This is a genomic window from Planomonospora algeriensis, from assembly GCF_977012225.1.
This window is the reverse complement of record NZ_CDRNDK010000108.1, coordinates 1-16018: the sequence shown is the minus strand read 5'-3', so window position 1 is coordinate 16018 and position 16018 is coordinate 1. Positions and strand designations below refer to the sequence as shown.

The 16018-nt window shown below is 71.0% G+C and carries 19 protein-coding genes and 1 pseudogene; 13 read left to right on the top strand and 7 right to left on the bottom strand.

Features of this window, described 5'->3' with window-relative positions:
- The coding region (locus ACWJ6R_RS14095; RefSeq protein WP_449062651.1) for a GntR family transcriptional regulator at positions 1-328 on the bottom strand (328 nt) is incomplete at its 3' end.
- Positions 329-412: 84 nt separating this feature from the next.
- Between ACWJ6R_RS14095 and ACWJ6R_RS14090 the strand changes: the two genes are divergently transcribed.
- From ACWJ6R_RS14090 to ACWJ6R_RS14080, 3 genes and pseudogenes are all read left to right on the top strand, one after another.
- The gene (locus ACWJ6R_RS14090) at positions 413-709 is read left to right on the top strand and encodes a putative quinol monooxygenase (RefSeq protein WP_449062650.1); all 297 of its coding nucleotides are present in this window, start codon (positions 413-415) and stop codon (positions 707-709) included.
- Positions 710-829: 120 nt separating this feature from the next.
- Positions 830-1327: pseudogene (locus ACWJ6R_RS14085) on the top strand (RNA polymerase sigma factor); the annotation flags it as partial.
- A 109-nt stretch (positions 1328-1436) separates the two neighbouring features.
- A complete protein-coding gene (locus ACWJ6R_RS14080) occupies positions 1437-2051 on the top strand; it encodes a hypothetical protein (protein WP_449062652.1) in 615 nt (204 codons plus the stop codon).
- Here ACWJ6R_RS14080 and glpK read toward each other — a convergent pair.
- Positions 2017-3534 (bottom strand): glycerol kinase GlpK, encoded by a 1518-nt coding sequence (gene glpK, locus ACWJ6R_RS14075; protein WP_449062649.1) that lies wholly within the window; start codon positions 3532-3534, stop codon positions 2017-2019. The two genes, ACWJ6R_RS14080 and glpK, sit on opposite strands and share 35 nt — an antisense overlap.
- Before the next feature lie 467 nt (positions 3535-4001).
- Here glpK and ACWJ6R_RS14070 point away from each other — a divergent pair, with 467 nt between their 5' ends.
- From ACWJ6R_RS14070 to ACWJ6R_RS14050, 5 genes are all read left to right on the top strand, one after another.
- On the top strand, positions 4002-4304 hold the full coding sequence (locus ACWJ6R_RS14070; protein WP_449062648.1) for a hypothetical protein: 303 nt from the start codon (positions 4002-4004) through the stop codon (positions 4302-4304).
- Positions 4305-4395: 91 nt separating this feature from the next.
- Positions 4396-5121 (top strand): DUF5819 family protein, encoded by a 726-nt coding sequence (locus ACWJ6R_RS14065; protein ID WP_449062647.1) that lies wholly within the window; start codon positions 4396-4398, stop codon positions 5119-5121.
- The gene (locus tag ACWJ6R_RS14060) at positions 5118-6173 is read left to right on the top strand and encodes an HTTM domain-containing protein (protein WP_449062646.1); all 1056 of its coding nucleotides are present in this window, start codon (positions 5118-5120) and stop codon (positions 6171-6173) included. The genes ACWJ6R_RS14065 and ACWJ6R_RS14060 overlap by 4 nt, the downstream gene beginning before the upstream one ends.
- Positions 6170-6616 (top strand): thiol-disulfide oxidoreductase DCC family protein, encoded by a 447-nt coding sequence (locus ACWJ6R_RS14055; RefSeq protein WP_449062645.1) that lies wholly within the window; start codon positions 6170-6172, stop codon positions 6614-6616. Before ACWJ6R_RS14060 ends, ACWJ6R_RS14055 begins: the two co-directional genes overlap by 4 nt.
- The gene (locus ACWJ6R_RS14050) at positions 6613-7560 is read left to right on the top strand and encodes a CPBP family intramembrane glutamic endopeptidase (RefSeq protein WP_449062644.1); all 948 of its coding nucleotides are present in this window, start codon (positions 6613-6615) and stop codon (positions 7558-7560) included. Before ACWJ6R_RS14055 ends, ACWJ6R_RS14050 begins: the two co-directional genes overlap by 4 nt.
- Before the next feature lie 166 nt (positions 7561-7726).
- Here the strand turns inward: ACWJ6R_RS14050 and ACWJ6R_RS14045 are convergent, their stop codons facing one another.
- Positions 7727-8716: a LuxR C-terminal-related transcriptional regulator gene (locus ACWJ6R_RS14045; protein ID WP_449062643.1), complete on the bottom strand. Its 990-nt coding sequence runs from the start codon at positions 8714-8716 to the stop codon at positions 7727-7729.
- A gap of 243 nt (positions 8717-8959) precedes the next feature.
- On the opposite strand from ACWJ6R_RS14045, the gene ACWJ6R_RS14040 reads away from it, so the two are divergent.
- The 5 genes from ACWJ6R_RS14040 to ACWJ6R_RS14020 all read left to right on the top strand — a co-directional run bounded on the left by ACWJ6R_RS14040 (position 8960) and on the right by ACWJ6R_RS14020 (position 12098).
- Positions 8960-9217, top strand: a complete 258-nt coding sequence (locus tag ACWJ6R_RS14040; RefSeq protein ID WP_449062642.1) for a hypothetical protein — start codon at positions 8960-8962, stop codon at positions 9215-9217.
- A gap of 55 nt (positions 9218-9272) precedes the next feature.
- Positions 9273-9635: a hypothetical protein gene (locus ACWJ6R_RS14035; protein ID WP_449062641.1), complete on the top strand. Its 363-nt coding sequence runs from the start codon at positions 9273-9275 to the stop codon at positions 9633-9635.
- Between the two features lie 72 nt (positions 9636-9707).
- A complete protein-coding gene (locus ACWJ6R_RS14030) occupies positions 9708-10304 on the top strand; it encodes a response regulator transcription factor (protein WP_449062640.1) in 597 nt (198 codons plus the stop codon).
- Between the two features lie 58 nt (positions 10305-10362).
- Positions 10363-11283 carry an ABC transporter ATP-binding protein gene (locus tag ACWJ6R_RS14025; protein ID WP_449062639.1) on the top strand — a complete coding sequence of 307 codons (921 nt, stop codon included), beginning with the start codon at positions 10363-10365 and terminating at the stop codon, positions 11281-11283.
- The gene (locus ACWJ6R_RS14020; RefSeq protein WP_449062638.1) at positions 11280-12098 is read left to right on the top strand and encodes an ABC transporter permease; all 819 of its coding nucleotides are present in this window, start codon (positions 11280-11282) and stop codon (positions 12096-12098) included. The genes ACWJ6R_RS14025 and ACWJ6R_RS14020 overlap by 4 nt, the downstream gene beginning before the upstream one ends.
- Before the next feature lie 20 nt (positions 12099-12118).
- Here ACWJ6R_RS14020 and ACWJ6R_RS14015 read toward each other — a convergent pair whose 3' ends face one another.
- The 4 genes from ACWJ6R_RS14015 to ACWJ6R_RS14000 all read right to left on the bottom strand — a co-directional run.
- Entirely contained in the window at positions 12119-12979 is an 861-nt protein-coding gene (locus tag ACWJ6R_RS14015; protein ID WP_449062637.1) for a hypothetical protein, read from the bottom strand.
- A 728-nt stretch (positions 12980-13707) separates the two neighbouring features.
- The gene (locus ACWJ6R_RS14010) at positions 13708-14019 is read right to left on the bottom strand and encodes a glycosyltransferase (protein WP_449062636.1); all 312 of its coding nucleotides are present in this window, start codon (positions 14017-14019) and stop codon (positions 13708-13710) included.
- 19 nt (positions 14020-14038) lie between these two features.
- Complete coding sequence (locus ACWJ6R_RS14005) at positions 14039-14923, bottom strand: glycosyltransferase (protein WP_449062635.1); 885 nt, start codon at positions 14921-14923, stop codon at positions 14039-14041.
- Positions 14924-15002: 79 nt separating this feature from the next.
- Positions 15003-16018 (bottom strand): MFS transporter (locus ACWJ6R_RS14000; protein WP_449062634.1); only part of this gene is annotated, 1016 nt, incomplete at its 5' end.

Genomic DNA, 16018 nt, shown 5'->3' with positions numbered 1-16018 from the left:
CGATCGGCGAGGGCGCCCGCGCGGAGACCCCGGCCGGCGGGACCGCCGGTCGCGTGGGCGCGTGCGGCGCCACCCGCGTGCCCGACCCCTGCCGTGCCGTGAGGTGCCCTTCGGCGACGAGCTGCACGTACGCCTCGTTGACGACCCAGCGCGAGCAGTTCAGCTCCTCGGCGAGCACCCGGCTCGGGGGCAGCGCGTCGCCGGGGCCGAGGCGTCCCGCCAGAATGGCGGCTCTGATCGCGGCCGTCAGGCGTTCGTGCAGCGCCCGCCCGTCGTCGGGCACGTCGAGGAGAAGCCCCGTGATGCGATTGGTCCGGTTTAATGGCATTTGAATGGAATGTATCACCGGACCACTTCGCCGTAACCTCTGGACCGGCCCCGTTGCGGGGCCCGTATCGCGGAGGAGAACGCCATGACACCGACGAAGACCCCCTTGACCGTCATCGCGCGGATGCGTGCGAAGGCCGGTTGCGAAACCGCCCTGCACGACGCCTTGACGACGCTCGTCGCACCGACCCGGCAAGCGCCGGGCTGCCTGACGTACGACCTGCACACCGAGGTGGGCGAGCCCGCGCGCTTCTGGTTCTACGAGGTGTGGCGCGGCTCCGAGGACCACGCCGCGAACCTGGAGTCTTCGCACATCACCGGCTTCCTCGGGCGGTCGGCGAGCCTGCTCGACGGTGAGCTGGAAGTGCACTTCCTCAGTTAGGGATCCTGTGCGGCAGAGCGCGGATCGCCCCCTTTTTCTGAGAAAGTCAGGACAGGCGGGAAACGGAGTTCCGTTGCCGGACACGTACGGGGTGACGAGTCCCCGGCGAAAGGAAGCAATGTGGGCCCCCCTGACCCCGAGCGGCGCTTCGAGGAGATCTACACCGCGCACTATCCCGATCTCCTCGCCTACGTGCGCCGCCGTACCGCCTCCCCCGACGACGCCGTCGACGCGCTCGCCGAGACGTTCACCACGGCCTGGCGGCGCCTGGACGACATCCCCCGGGGGCACGCCGCCCGCCTGTGGCTGTACGGCACGGCCCGGCGCGTGCTGGCCAACGGCCGACGGGCCGCGGACCGCCGGGCCGAGCTGGCCGTACGGCTCCGCGCCGAGCTCGCCGGCTGGGCCGAGCACACCGGCGACGTCGGAGGCCTCGGAAACACCGGGCACGACCCGGGCGGGGTGCGGGAGGCGTTCGGGCGGCTGAGCGCCGACGACCGGGAGCTGCTCGCCCTGGTCAGCTGGGAGGGCCTGGACACCGGGGAGATCGCGACCGTGCTGGGCTGCTCGCGCGGGGCCGTACGCCTCCGGCTGCACCGGGCCCGCAAACGGCTCGCCCGGGAACTCGACTCCGCCGGGGGCGCTGCCCGACATCGCGGGCATCGGCTCGAAACCGGCCTCCGCCGCCCTGGACATCAAGCGGGACGGCGACCACTACGTCATCACCGTGAAGGACCTGTTCGCCGACCCGGCCAGATACGAGTCCGAGCTCAAGGCCCTCGGCCTGGGCATCAGGCTCAGCCTCGAGCCGACGTCCCGGGGCATGGCGGGCACCGTGCTGGTCGCCGGCGCCGTGGACCTCCAGAAGAAGGGGAGGCCGGTACCCGCCGGGGGCGGCATCCAGACCATCAAGGCGACCGCCTCGTGCACGGAGCCCTCCAGGTGCCCGATCGGCCTGAGGATCCCGGTGGGCTACCGGCACGAGGCCGAGGTCATCCTCGGCAGGCAGGCGCGTCCCGGAGAGCGGTACTGGGCCTGGCTCCCCGCCGACATGCGCGGCGAGCCCCTCCACTGCGTCCCCTACGTCAACAAGACCGTCGCCGAGGTCCTGCCGCTGCTCCGCGAGCGGGGCCTGCGCGCGGAGTTCGTCTCCGCTCCTGGCTGGAAACCCCGGCCGTCGGCCCCGGGAGACTGGTACGTCCACAGCTCTCAGATGAACACCCTGGACAAGGTGCAGTTCGCGGTCGGCCCCGATCCCGGCCGCACGTGGCCGCCGGACCCCTCCTGCGCAGGGGGTCCTTCGGGGCTCAGTCGACGTCCACCCAGTCCAGGGTCCGGGTGACGGCCTTGCGCCAGCCGGCGTAGCCGCGGGAGCGCCGCTCGTCGGACCAGCCCGGTTCCCAGCGGCGGTCCTCGCGCCAGTTGCTCCTCAGCTCCTCGGTCGACGACCAGAAGCCGACGGCCAGCCCGGCGGCGTAGGCGGCGCCGAGCGCCGTGGTCTCGGCCACGACCGGCTTGGAGACCGGCACGCCGAGGATGTCGGCCTGCAGCTGCATGCACAGGTCGTTGGCGGTGACCCCGCCGTCCACCCGGAGCACGTCGAGCACCACGCCGGAGTCCTGCTGCATCGCCTCGACCACGTCCCGGGTCTGGTAGCAGATCGACTCCAGCGTGGCCCGGGCCAGGTGCGCGTTGGTGTTGTAGCGGGACAGGCCGACGATGGCGCCGCGGGCGTCGGAGCGCCAGTACGGCGCGAACAGGCCGGAGAAGGCGGGCACGAAGTAGACGCCGCCGTTGTCGTCCACCTGCCGGGCCAGCGACTCGCTCTGCGCCGCGCCGGAGATGATGCCGAGCTGGTCGCGGAGCCACTGCACCGCCGAGCCGGTGACCGCGATCGAGCCCTCCAGCGCGTAGACCGGCTTGTCGTCGCCGAACCGGTAGCAGACGGTGGTGAGCAGGCCGTGCTCGGAGCGGACGAGCTCCTGACCGGTGTTGAGCAGCAGGAAGTTGCCGGTGCCGTAGGTGTTCTTGGCCTCGCCGGGGGCGAAGCAGACCTGCCCGACGGTCGCGGCCTGCTGGTCGCCGAGGTCGCCGGAGAGGGGCACCTCGCCGCCGAGCGGCCCGGCCGCCCGGGTCACGCCGTACAGGCCCGGGTGGGAGGACGGCTTGATCTCCGGCAGCATCGCGCGGGGGACGCCGAAGAACGAGAGCAGCTCGTCGTCCCAGTCCAGGGTCTCCAGGTCCATGAGCATGGTGCGGCCGGCGTTGGTCGGGTCGGTGACGTGCACGCCGCCGTCGGGGCCGCCGGTGAGGTTCCACAGCAGCCAGGTGTCGGTGGTGCCGAAGAGCGCGTCGCCCGCCTCGGCCGCCGCGCGCACGCCGTCGACGTTCTCCAGGATCCACTGGAGCTTGCCGCCGGAGAAGTAGGTCGCCGGGGGCAGCCCGGCGCGGTGCCGGATGACGTCGCCCCGGCCGTCGCGGTCCAGCGCGGCGGCGATCCGGTCGGTCCGGGTGTCCTGCCAGACGATGGCGTTGTAGTACGGCCTGCCGGTCCTGCGGTTCCACACCAGCGTGGTCTCCCGCTGGTTGGTGACGCCCAGCGCGGCCAGGTCGGAGGCGGCCAGGTTCGCCCGGTTCAGCGCGGTCTCGATCACCGACCTGGTGCGCTCCCAGATCTCGGTGGGGTTGTGCTCCACCCAGCCGGCCCGCGGCAGGATCTGCTCGTGCTCCAGCTGGTGCCGGGCGACCTCGTTCCCACCGTGGTCGAAGATCATGAAGCGGGTGCTCGTCGTCCCCTGGTCGACGGCACCGACGAAATCGGGCATGGGAATCGCGCTCCTTGACGGGTCGGGACGTGGAACGGCCGTCGGACGGCTTCGCACAGGCTCTCCACCGGCACGCGGCCGGCCTCCGGATCATCTTCCGGCTGCGGGAACCGGTCGACAAGGACCTGGCGGAGGTCCGCGCCGTACGGCGCGCGTCATCCCCGCGCTCGGCGGCCGGCAGTCGGCGCTGCCCGACCGGACCTGCCTCTCCCCGGGCGCGGGCGCCTCTGTCACCTGCGGGCCGGACACCACACCGGACCCGTGCATTCGTCACCGTGCGCGGCATTTCATATTCACGCGCAATCGTTAGAAACGATCTACCCGTCACCCACCCCGAATGCGAATCTATGACCAGAACGAAGACGGCGATCCACGGAAAAGAAACCGAACCACTCAGTGGAGTTCCGGGCCCGCGGATCCGCCCTCCACCGCCAAAAATATTTCCATCGCATCAGAAGGAGAAAGAAATGAGTCTGAAGCGTACGGCGCTGACCATCGTCGCCGCGGTCGCCGCGCTGACCGCGATGGGGGGCGCCGCCAGCGCCACCAGCACCTCCACGACGGCGAGCACGGCCTTCGCCCAGGCCGCCGGCGACCCCACCGTCACGAACGCGGGCAACGTGCAGTCGGCGAACTTCCCGGGGGTGATCGGCCAGGTTCTCTGGCAGGTGGTCGCCATCCAGGTCGTGGATGCGGCCAACGGTTGCCACACCAAGGGCAACATGTGCTTCGACGGCCGGGAGGCTCCCGACATGAAGGCTCTCGACTAGTCCGGCGCACAGTCGGCATATGGGAGGCGGCCGCGCCCCGTTTCCGCGGCCGCCTCCCATGCCGTCATCAGCGGAGAGGCATGTAGAACAGATGCGCAAGCGATTCAGAAGGACCATTGTCGCACTCGCCGTCACGATCGCTGGAACGCTTTTCACCGCACATGCGGCCATGACGTTCCTTTTCGTTTCCCCGGACAACTACTTGGGGATCGCAGGACGGTCCCTGGTCGAGTCGTACATGAGACCGGTCTTCGGCCAGAACTGGCAGCTCTTCTCCCCCGACCCGGTCGAGAGCGATATGGGCATGCTGGTGCGGGCGAATCTCGCCGGACCGTCGGGGAAGAAGTCCCAGACGCAGTTCCTCGATGTCACGAGCCTCAATCTCGACAAGGTGCTGCACTCACCCGTTCCCGACCGCACCGCGAGGATGGCTTCCACGATCCTGACCCTCTACACGCAGCAGGTGAGCGTCATGCGCAGGGAGCTGGCCGAAGAGGATCGGGCCCGGGCCGGCCTTCCCGCGTACGCGCCCGACGAGCCGGTCACCGTATCGGCTCCCGCCGACTTCGAACCCACCTCCGAGGAGTTGAAGCGGACCAATCCCGGCATGCGCCAGACCATCCTCCAGATGAGAAGGGTGCTGGCCCACATAGCGGTGAAGGCCGCCGAGGCGCACTGGGGCGAGGAGGTCACCGCGGTTCAGATCCGTGTCGTACGGCACGAGTTCCCGCGATTCTCGCAACGCGCCAACCCGGACGTGGGGGAGATCCGGCACTGGACCCTTGGCTGGTGGCCTACCGCGGAGGCGAAATCATGATCAAGTTCTTCGGAGTCGCGGCGCACGATGCGCGGCGGTGGAGTGCTCGGCAGATCACGTCCGGGATCCGAACCCTGACCACCACGGTTCACGGCCGGACGGGGCTGTCGCTGCTGCGCGTCATGTACGGCGCCGTGATACTCGGCATGCTGGTCGTCAATTACGGCGTACGGGACGAGTTGTGGGGCCCCTCGGCTCTCTTCACCTGGGAGGAGTTCCTGCAGCAGCTCACGAACCAGGGTTCGTTCTCCCTATACGCGCTCTCGGACTCAACGATCGCGAGCGAGGTCCTGTACCACGCGCTCATGGCTGCGGCCCTGCTGTTCCTGCTCGGCTGGCGAACGCGGATCATCACGCCGATGCTGTGGCTGCTGCTGTGGTCATGGTACGAGCGCAACCCGTACGTGATGGACGGCGGCGACAACCTGATGAGGATCGTCCTCGTCTACCTGATGTTCGCGAACGTCTCGGCCAGGTTCTCCCTGGACGCCCGCCGCCAGGCTCGCCGATCTCCCAGGCAGACGGACGGCACGCTGCGTTCCGTCGCCACGACCTTCCACAACGTCGCTCTGGCCGCGGTCGTCTTCCAGGTGAGCGTGGTCTATCTCGCAGCCGGCATGTACAAGGTCCAGGGTGAGCACTGGCAAGAAGGCACGGCGCTTTACTACATCCTCCGCGTGGCGGAGTTCAGCCCATGGCCGGAGCTCAGCCGCCTCATCTACGAGAACGGCGCCCTGGTCACCATCGCCACCTACGTCACCGTCTTCTTCCAGGTCGCTTTTCCCCTGCTGCTGCTCAACCGGGTCACCAGGTTCCTGGGATTCCTCTGCGCGGTGGGCATGCACGCCGGAATCGGCGTCCTCATGGGGCTGCCGTTCTTCTCGCTCATCATGATGGCCACCGACCTCGTCCTGATCAGCGACCGCGAGTACTCCGCCGTCAAGCGGAAGTGGCTGTCCATACGGAGCCGGGTGACCTCCCCGGCCATGTCACCGACCGGTCCACAGGTCTCCGGCGTCGCGCCGGGTCTGCTCGCGGAGGCCAAGCCGTGAAGACCGACGCCCTCCTCGTCTACGACGGTGACTGCGGTTTCTGCCTCAAGAGCCTGGCCTGGCTGCGGCGCCGTGTCGGCACCTGGCCCGAGGCGGTTCCCTGGCAGGAAGCCGATCTGGTACGGCTGGGGCTCACCGAGCGGGAATGCCGGCGGGCGATCCAGTGGATCGACGGGGGCGATCACCCTCACCAGGGTGTCCTCGCCTTCGCCGCCCTGCTCAAGTACCAGGGCGGCGGATGGGCCAGGACGGCAGGGTCCGTCCTGGCCTCGGTTCCGGTTCGCTGGATCGCCCAGGGCGTCTACCGGGTCGTCGCCCGCAACCGTCACCGACTTCCCGGAGCCACCGCCGCGTGCTCGATCGCCGATCGCGCCGTAATGTCCCGGAGAATGGAGCCCCCCACTCCGGACCGGCGTCCGGTGAGATCCAGGAGGTTGTCGTGAAGCTCCGCGAGCATGCCGATCTGGCCGTCTTCCTGACCGTCGCTTACGGCCTCGCCTGGCTTGTGGCCCTGCCACTGTGGCTGGAGGGTGAGCGGCCGGGCTCCGCGTTCGAGTCCCCGCTCGCCTCCATCCTGACCTCCGCCGCCCTGATGGTCCTGCCCGCGGTCGGCGTGCTGGCCGTCCGGCTGACGGCCGGGCGCACAGGTCGTCCCTGGAGCTGGCGCAGCGAGGCGGGGCTGACGTGGGGGCCCGACAGGCGCCGCACCATCCGGCTGACCGGCCTGGCCTGGTTCGGAACACCGGTCGCGGTGTTCGCCGCCGTGGCGCTCAGCGCCCTGCTCGGTCTGCTCTCCCTCGACCTCAACGGGCTCAGCGTGCTTCGCGAGGTGCAGGGCCTCCCCCCTGCTTCCCAGCCCTTGAGCGATTCCCTGCTCGAGATCCTGCCCAAGCTGGCCTCGATCGTCCTGTTGGAGCCCCTGCTCCTCCTGCTGCCCGCGCTGGGTGAGGAACTGGGGTGGCGCGGATGGCTGGTGCCCCGGCTGCAGCGGTACGGCGTCTGGCCCGCGCTCCTCGCCTCCGGGGTGATCTGGGGGGCGTGGCACGCGCCGTACACCCTGCTGGGCTACAACTACCCCGACCTCGGCGCGTGGGCCGCATTGATGATGATCGGCCTCTGCACGGTCTACGGGATCATCCTGGCCTGGCTCAGGCTCCGGACCGGCAGCGTGTGGCCGGCGGCCATGTCCCACGCCGCCTTCAACAGCTCCGCGACGGTGATCGTCCTGGTCGGTGACATGAAAGCGCCGTACAACCCGGCGATCGCCAGCATCACCGGTGTGGTCGGCTGGCTCGTTCTCGCCGGCGTGGCAGCCGTTCTCCTGCGGCGGTGGCCGGTGACCGGCGGCACGGTGACAGGTCTCCCGGTACGCAGCTACCTTCGGTAGGAGCGGATCAGCCGTCTCCATCGGCCAGGCGGGAAATGCCCGCCCTGCCGATGGAGACGGCTGATCGGCACCCGGTGGTTCCGCCCGGCGACCGGAGCGGCCGAGCAGCCGATCGCGGTCCGGGGCATGCGCGAGTCGACCGAGTGGTTCTTCCCGCGCGGGCCGGTCAAAGCCAGCCGCGTTTAGTGGCACGCACTCCGGCCTCGAACCGGCTTCGGGCATCCAGCCGCTCCATGATGGCGGCCATCATCCGGCTGACGGTGCGCTGCGACAGCCCCAGCTGGCGCCCGGCGCCTTCGTCGGTCATTCCCTGGGAGAGCAGCTTGAGCAGCTCACGTTCCTGGGCCGACAGCCCGGTGTCGTCCTTCGCGCGGCTCTGCCCCAGCGGGGTGGCGGCCTCCCATATCTGTTCGAACAGCGCCAGAACCGCAGTGACGATCCCGGTGTCGGAGACCTGGATGACACCTCTCTTGGGGTCCCCCGCATCCAGCGGAAGCAACGCGACACGCCGGTCGTAGACGAGCATGCGGACCGGCAACGTCGGAGTTGTACGCACTTCGGCACCGATATCCGTCAGCCAGTGCGCGTAGGCGAAAGTCGCGGCGTCGTTGCGGATGCCGTGCAGGCAGACGGTGCGCATCCGCACGCCTCGCCCTCGGACCTGCAGATCCAGAGGTTTACCCGCCTCCAGTGCGCGGGCGTCGTGCGCGCGATGAGACATGAAGCTGGCCACCTCGTCCTGCGCGCCGGTCGCCAGTTCCTCGATCCGGGTGTGGATCGCGTCCATTCCCACAAGCCGCTCAGCTCTGGGATGGGACTCACTCGGACGCAGACCGGCATACTCGTTGACCAGGCCGGTGATGGCGGCCTGCGCCTCGGCTATCTGCTGCTGCTGGCGCAGGATCTCGGCTTGGCGGCGCTGTACCAGAATCTGCAGCCCGGCTTCCGGACTGACCGGTCGCAACCGGCCGGGCGACCCCCATGAAGGGCGCAGCAGAGCGAGTTCGGCGAGATGGTCGAACGCGGCCCTGATCTGGTCGGCCGTTACATGCAGTTCGACGGCGAGCGCATCGACGTCCTCGTCACCGCCGGGTCGGCTGAGTAACAAGCGGTAGACCTTCTCCGTCACCTCATCGAGCCCCAGCGGCTCCAGCAACTCGCCTCTCCCGTCTTGTGGCGTCACCGTCTTCCCTGCACTTGATCTTGCATGGGTTCGAGCCCTCCTTCAAGCGCTCCAGCGGTTCACGGCCACGGGGCGACCACAATACGCCAGGCGACTTGACGCCATTCATTTCCCTTCAGGGTCAGGCGGAGAGGATGGCATGCTCCTTTCAGCGGGGAGGCCGGCACCCCCGCGCACCTCGACAGGAACTCCAGCGGAACCCGAGAAGGAGCAGAAGTGGAACTTATCGACCGAGTTGCCCGCGTCATCGCCTCCGCCGTTGCGTCCGGAATCATCATCGGCACGTTGAGCACCGCAACCGCCTCGGCATCCACTTTCGACTTCTCTCCTTCAGCCAAAGGCGACGGAAATCACGGCCGTGGATTCTGCGCCGCCCCCGGAACCGCCAGGAAACAGTCCAAGCACATCCACCTGACGATTCACCGTATCTGCCACAGCGATGGAAACAACTGGGACGTCCAACTGCTCCACTGAATCGAATGGCCCGCCCAAGCTCATCCGCCCGGCCTGTTCGTTCGAGAAGGTAGTCATGTACGTCGTCACCGCTCATCTGCTGGCGCCCCCTTGCGGCGCCGAACCACCCGACCTGGATCGCCTGCGGGTCCTGCTCTATTCCGGCGCCTCCGCCGATGCCACGATCAGGCACGTCTACATCCGCGTCGACCAGGAGGGACTGTCGCTGGTGCTGTACGTGACGGCCACCGGCCTCCGACATGCGGAGAACGGCACACATGCCATGCTCTACCACGTCCTCGACGTCGGCGGCCTGACGGGATGGACGATCGCGTACTGCGGCGCGGACGTGGTTCCCATCGCCCTCGACATGCTTCTGAACGATCATGACGCAGAAGCGCCCCCCTGTGCTTCCGACGGGGACCCGGCCGGCTCCTGATCCTTTCCCACGTCCGTGCGGGGCCGTTCACCTTCAGTCTTCACTTCCACATGTCCGTCAGGGAGGCCCGAAATGATCAAAACCATGGTTGCGGACAGCTGGGCGATGACACGCAGCGCCCTGGTGTCCCTGTTGCACACCGCGCCGGGCATCGACGTCGTGGGGGACGTCAGCCGGGCCGGCGACATTGTGACCTGTGCCTTGAACAATCGCGCCACCGTCGCGGTCCTGGACGTGGACTCCCTCGGCCCCGGGGGTTTCGAAGCCGCCGCCCAGCTGGCCGTCCGGGCCCCCGCCTGCCGAGCACTGATCTTGAGCGGTACGGCGAGCGCGTGGATCGCGGGCCGGGCGGCGACAGCCAGAGCATCGGGGTTCCTCCTCAAGGACGCCCCGGCCAACCGGCTGCTGGAGTCCATTCGCAGTCTGTCGGCCGGCTACACGGTCATGGATTACCGGTTCACCGCCCCGCAGCTCGTCGAACGACTCACCGCGCGGGAGGTCGACGTGCTGCGGATGGCCGCCGACGGAGCCGACGTGACCACGATCGCCGACCAGCTGTGCCTGGCCACGGGAACCGTTCGCAACAACCTGAGCAGGATCGTCTCGAAGCTCAATGCCCGCACCCGGGTGGACGCGGTCCGGATGGGCCGCGAACTCGGGTTGATCTGATCGCCCGGCCGGTTCCGCCGGTCACATCTCCGCCACCGCCGACCCCCTGGACCCATCAATGATCGAAGTCGAGAACCTGACCAAGCGCTACGGCGACAAGCTCGCGGTGGACGACCTGTCCTTCACCGTGGAGCCGGGCAGGGTGACCGGCTTCCTCGGCCCCAACGGGGCCGGGAAGTCGACGACCATGCGCCTGCTGCTGGGCCTGGACCACCCCACCTCGGGCACCGCCACCATCTCCGGACGCCCCTACCGGCATCTGCACCGGCCCCTGCACACGGTCGGCGCGCTGCTGGAGGCCCGCGCGGTGCACGGCGGCCGCAGTGCGTACCACCACCTCCTGCACCTGGCCCAGGCCCAGGGGATCCCCCGCCGCCGGGTCGGGGAGGTCCTCGACCTGACCGGCTTGGCCGACGCCGCCCGCAGACGCGCCGGCGGCTTCTCCCTGGGCATGAGTCAGCGACTGGGCCTGGCCGCGGCGCTGCTGGGCGATCCGTCGGTCCTGGTACTGGACGAACCGGTCAACGGCCTGGACCCCGAGGGCGTGGTCTGGATCCGCGCCCTGATGAGGCGTCTGGCGGCCGAGGGCCGGCTGGTCTTCGTCTCCAGCCACCTGATGAACGAGATGGCCGTCACCGCCGACCACCTCGTCGTGATCGGCCGGGGCCGCCTGATGGCCGACTGCTCGATGAGTGACTTCATCCGGCGCAACAGCCGGCCGTCCGTGCTCGTGCGCAGCCCCGGCGCCGGTCCTCTGGCCGATGTGCTCATCGGTGAGGGCGGCGTGGTGGCCCGGCAGGCCGACGGCGGCCTGCGCGTCGAAGGCCTCGAAGCGGCCCGGATCGGCGAGCTGGCCGCCGCCGGCGGCTTCGTCCTGCACGAGCTCGCCCCTCAGCACCGCTCGCTTGAGGCGGCGTTCATGGACCTGACCCGTGACAGCCTCGAATACGACGCTCACCCCTCAGGAGGAACCGTATGACCGCGGTCGCCGCTCCGACGGCCACGCCTTCGGCCGGGTTCCGGGGCCTGGTCCGCGCCGAGTGGACCAAGTTCCACTCGGTGCGCTCGACGATGTGGTCGCTGCTGCTGCTCGTGGTGGTCACCGCCGGGTTCTCCGCGGCTCTCTCGGCCGCCATCGCCGTTCAGTGGGAGACCAATGACGCGACCACGCGCGCGATGATCTCAGCCGATCCCACCGCGCTGTTCCTGAGCACCTCCGTGTCCATCGGCCAGTTCGCGGTCTGCGTCCTGGGCGTCATGGTGATCGGCTCCGAATACGCCACGGGAACGATCCGCTCCAGCCTGCTGGCCGTTCCCCGCCGGGTGCCCATGCTCGCGGCGAAAGCCCTGGTGCTCGGGCTGGTGACGCTGCTGACCGGGTCGGCGGTCTCGTTCGGCTCGTTCTTCCTGGGCGCCGCCGTCCTGCGCGGCGCGGTTCCGGTCTCCCTCGACGACCCCGGCGTGCTGCGCGCCGTCCTCGGCGGCGGTCTGTACCTGTCCATGCTCGGCCTGTTCGCCTTGGCCGTCGGCGCGATCCTGCGCCACACCGCGGGCGGCATCACCGCGGTTCTCGGAGTCGTCCTGGTCCTGCCCCCGCTGGCCGGGCTGCTGCCCGGCCGCATCGGCGACCACGCCCACGCCTACCTGCCGTCCGAGGCCGGCCGCCTGATCACCTTGGCGGTCCCCGGCGACCAGGCCCTGCTCACGCCATGGCAGGGCTACGGGATCTTCACCGCCTGGACCACGCTGCTGCTGCTCGCCGCCGCCGTGCTGCTCGACCGCCGCGACGCCTGACCGCCCGCGTCCTGCGTGGTTCAGGCGGTGGTCAGGTAGACCTGGCCGAAGACCTCGGCGATCCTCTTCAGGTCGGCGGCCGTGTCCGTCTCGGGGGTGGCCGGGTCGTAGACCGCGGCCATCCGGCGCTGCAGCGGGCCGAGCTTCTTCAGCGCGTCCCAGGCGGTGAGGTGCCGGACGACGCCCTGGGTGTCCTGCAACCGGGTCCAGACGTTGACCTGCTGGGCGGCGCCGTCGCGGAGCGGGGTGGAGACCCGGTCGGCGACCTCCTGCGCGCTCACGTCGCCGACGAGTCCGGTCTCCTCGGCGGCCACCCGGGTGAGCACGTCCCAGGCACGGGCGCGGAGCTGGATCGACTGGTTGCGCCGGGCCGTCTCGGCGTCGATCCCCCAGGCCGTGTAGCCGCCGCGCAGCAGGCCGCCGTCCAGGGTGAGCTGGTCGACGCCCCCGGCGCTCAGGTAGGACTCGATCCGCTCCGGGGCCAGCAGCGGGTACTTCTTCGCCGTCTCCGTCTTGCACGCCTCGACGGCGCCGCAGGCGAACTCCGGCACGACCGTGTGCACGCCGAGCTGCTTGCCCGGGGCCGCCTGGCGCAGCGCGGCGGAGGCGGCTGCGACGAAGGCCGTGACCTCCTCGTGGGCGGTGAACGTCGTGTCGTAGCCGAGCTGGGTGGAGAACCGGATCCCGGCCACCTCGGGACGCGCGGCCAGCGCGCCGACCCGCTTCACCGCGGCGGCGAAGGCGTCGGGACCCGCCTTCCAGTCGTCGGCCAGCTCGGTGTCCAGCCAGACCCGCAGGCCCGTGGCCCTCGCCGCGGTGACGGCCTGGCCGCCGGGGGTCTGCGCGGCCGCCGCGATCTCCGCCGCGGTCGGCGGCCGCACGGCGGCCTGACCCGTCTGAGCGGCCTGCCCGTTCTGAGCCGTCTGAGCGGTCGCGGTCTTCGGGGTGCCGGCGCCGTCTCGGGACCGGCGACCGTGCCGTCCCCGCCCGCCTCGTACCCGCCGACGGCGCACTCCTGGCCGCCGGCCTCGCACTCGGGCGTGCCGCCCTCCTCCGCGCCCTCGGGGAGCGGGGAGTTCTCGTCGCCCTCGGCGCCGCCGTCCGGCGGGGCCGGGCAGGAGCTGTCGGGCGCCGAGCAGTCGATGAACCACCCCGGGTACGGCGTCGCCTCCTTGAGCTTGGCGTTGTCGTCCGCCCCCCAGAACAGGGCGACGCCGGCCGCCTCCTCGGGCGTGGCCAGCCAGTGGCACTGGACGTACGCCGGGGCGTCCGCGGCGAGCAGGTCCCGGCAGCTGCGGGGCTCGTCCTGGGCGTAGGCGGCCGCCGCGGGAGCCACGGCACCGATCAGCGCGAGCATCGAACCGGCGGCGACGGCCCGCCGCAGAGTGAGTCGCATGTCGTGGAACTCCCTGGCATGGCAGACAGAACGATCTACTGGAACCCTACCGAGATCGCTCCCGTCCGAACAGCGTTCCGACAGGTTCTGTCAGGAGACGTTCAGGTATCAGAGGCCATGACCGGAATCGGAGCGGTGTGCACCGCGCTGCGGGCGGTTCCCCGGCGATCACCGGAAACGACGTCGTTCCAGGACCACCGGAAACGACGTCGGTCAAGCACCCAGCGCCTCGCACGCCTCCGCGACCCCGTCCTCAGCGCGCAGCCGCTCCCCCAGCCGGGCCGACGCCGACCGGATCCCCGGATCCCGTACGGCCGCCGCCACCCGCCCGGCCAGCGCGGCGGCGGTGAGCCTGCGGACCGGCAGCGGTGCGGGACCGGCGCCCAGCAGGGCCACCCGGGCGCCCCAGAACGGCTGATCGGAGAAGAACGGGCACACCACCGACGGCACCCCGGCCCGGAGCCCGGCCGCCGTCGTCCCGGCGCCCCCGTGGTGCACCACGCCGCCGTCCGGGGGAACAGCCACGCGTGGTCCGCCTCGCCGATCACGAGCATGTCGTCCGCCCCGCCGTACGGCAGGCCCTGGAGGATCCCGCGCGTCCCGGCCGCCCGCAGCCCGCCACCACCGTCCGCGCCGTCGCGGCCGGGTCGGCGGGGACCATGCTGCCGAAGCCCGCGTAGACCGGGGGCGGGCCCGCCGCCAGGAACGCCTCCAGCTCCGGCGGCGGGCTCCAGGCACGCTCGGTGAACCAGTAGCCGGTCAGGTGGACGTGGTCCGGCCAGTCCACCGGGCGGGCGACGACCGAAGGGCTCACCCCGCACAGCACCGGCACCCGCTCGGCCCGCGCCCGCCGGAACACGCCGCCCCGCAGGGGGCCGAGCCCGAGCACCCGCGCCCGCAGCCGGTCGGCCATCCGGCCGAGCAGCAGTCCGCTCAGCCCCTCGACCAGCGCGTAGCTGCCCCGGTTGCCCCAGGAGCCCAGCGTGCGCAGTGGGACCAGCGGGTTGGGGAAGGCCCGGGTCGGCTCACTCGGCTGGAAGTGCAGCAGCGCGTACGGCATGCCGTACCGCTCGGACAGGTGGTGCCCGATCCCGCCCAGCGCCGGGGCCAGCACCAGGTCCGCGCCGGAGCAGGCCGCGTCCACCTCGGTGACGAGCCGCTCGGCGAGCGGCTCCACCACCCGGCGGAAGCCCCGGGCGAACCCGGCCGGCCCGCTCCGCAGCCACGCCTGGCCCTCCTCGGACTCCACGATGCCCTGCGGGTCCACGCCGAGGGGGCTCAACGCGAGCCCCGCCTCCTCGACCAGCCCGCCGTACCGGCCCGCCGCGACCACGGTCACCCCGTGCCCGCGCGCGGCGAGCCCGGACCCCAGTGCCACGCACGGCTGGGTGTCCCCCCGCGACCCGAACGCCAGGACCGCGATCCTCATCGCAGCGTCACCGGGCCTGAGGGGCCCGCGCCGTACGCCAGGAGATCCACACGGTGCGTCACCGGAGCCGGGGAGCCGCTCACCGGAGCGTCACCAGACTGACGGCGGCTCCGGCGGCGACCAGCGCGGCGGCGGTGAGCAGGCCGGTCGAGTAGCCGGCGGTGAAGCTGGCGGAGCCGTTCACGATCACGCCGACCACCGCGATGCCGAACAGCCCCGACATCTCCCGTGCGACGCTGAACACCCCTCCCGCGACGCCCGCGCGCCCCTCGGGCACGGCGCCCAGCACGGCCGAGCCCAGCGGCATGGTCAGCGCCGAGCCGATCCCGATCACGCACACGGCGGGCAGCAGCTCGGCCCAGCCGTCGCCCGCCCGCAGGAACGCCACCGCGACCATGCCGCCCGCCACCAGCACGAGCCCCAGCGCGACCGTGCGGGCCGCGCCGAGACGGCGCTCGGCGAGCGGGACCAGCGGCGTGACCACGGCGACGAGCAGCGCCAGCGGCACGAAGGCGAGTCCCGAGGCGGTGGGGCTGAAGCCGAGCACCCCCTGGAGGAAGAGCGCCGTGAAGAAGAACACCCCGTTGACGCCCAGCCCCCAGAGCACCTGGGCGATCACTCCGCCGGTGAACGCCCGCGCCCGGAACAGCGCCAGGTCCACCATGGGGTCGCGGCCCAGGCGCTCCACGACCGCGAAGGCCACGGCCGAGGCCGCACCGACCGCCAGCGCGCCCAGGATGACCGGTGAGGTCCAGCCCAGCTCGGCGGCGAAGGTCAGGCCGAACGTGCCCGCCGACAGCACGACGATCGAGGTCACGACCCCCGGCACGTCGACGCGGGCGGCGGTCTCGTCGCGCGACTCGGGTACGGCGACCGCCGCGAGGGCCACGCACAGCACACCGAGGGGCACGTTGAGCAGGAAGATCCAGCTCCAGTGGGCGTGCTGGGCGAGATAACCGCCCACGACCGGGCCGAGGGCCAGTGCCGCCGCCCCGGAGGCCATCCAGACGGCGACGCCGGCCGACCGCTCCCGGCCGCCGCCCGCGACCGCGACCACGGCCAGCATCGCGGGCAGGATCAGCGCGGCCCGCAGCC

Excerpts from the sequence above, each read along its gene's own strand:
- ACWJ6R_RS14090 (WP_449062650.1), top strand. The coding sequence starts at position 413 with ATGACACCGACGAAGACCCCCTTGACCGTCATCGCGCGGATGCGTGCG.
- glpK (WP_449062649.1), bottom strand. The coding sequence starts at position 3,534 with ATGCCCGATTTCGTCGGTGCCGTCGACCAGGGGACGACGAGCACCCGC.
- ACWJ6R_RS14070 (WP_449062648.1), top strand. The coding sequence starts at position 4,002 with ATGAGTCTGAAGCGTACGGCGCTGACCATCGTCGCCGCGGTCGCCGCG.
- ACWJ6R_RS14065 (WP_449062647.1), top strand. The coding sequence starts at position 4,396 with ATGCGCAAGCGATTCAGAAGGACCATTGTCGCACTCGCCGTCACGATC.
- ACWJ6R_RS14060 (WP_449062646.1), top strand. The coding sequence starts at position 5,118 with ATGATCAAGTTCTTCGGAGTCGCGGCGCACGATGCGCGGCGGTGGAGT.
- ACWJ6R_RS14035 (WP_449062641.1), top strand. The coding sequence starts at position 9,273 with ATGTACGTCGTCACCGCTCATCTGCTGGCGCCCCCTTGCGGCGCCGAA.
- ACWJ6R_RS14030 (WP_449062640.1), top strand. The coding sequence starts at position 9,708 with ATGATCAAAACCATGGTTGCGGACAGCTGGGCGATGACACGCAGCGCC.
- ACWJ6R_RS14025 (WP_449062639.1), top strand. The coding sequence starts at position 10,363 with ATGATCGAAGTCGAGAACCTGACCAAGCGCTACGGCGACAAGCTCGCG.
- ACWJ6R_RS14020 (WP_449062638.1), top strand. The coding sequence starts at position 11,280 with ATGACCGCGGTCGCCGCTCCGACGGCCACGCCTTCGGCCGGGTTCCGG.
- ACWJ6R_RS14005 (WP_449062635.1), bottom strand. The coding sequence starts at position 14,923 with ATGAGGATCGCGGTCCTGGCGTTCGGGTCGCGGGGGGACACCCAGCCG.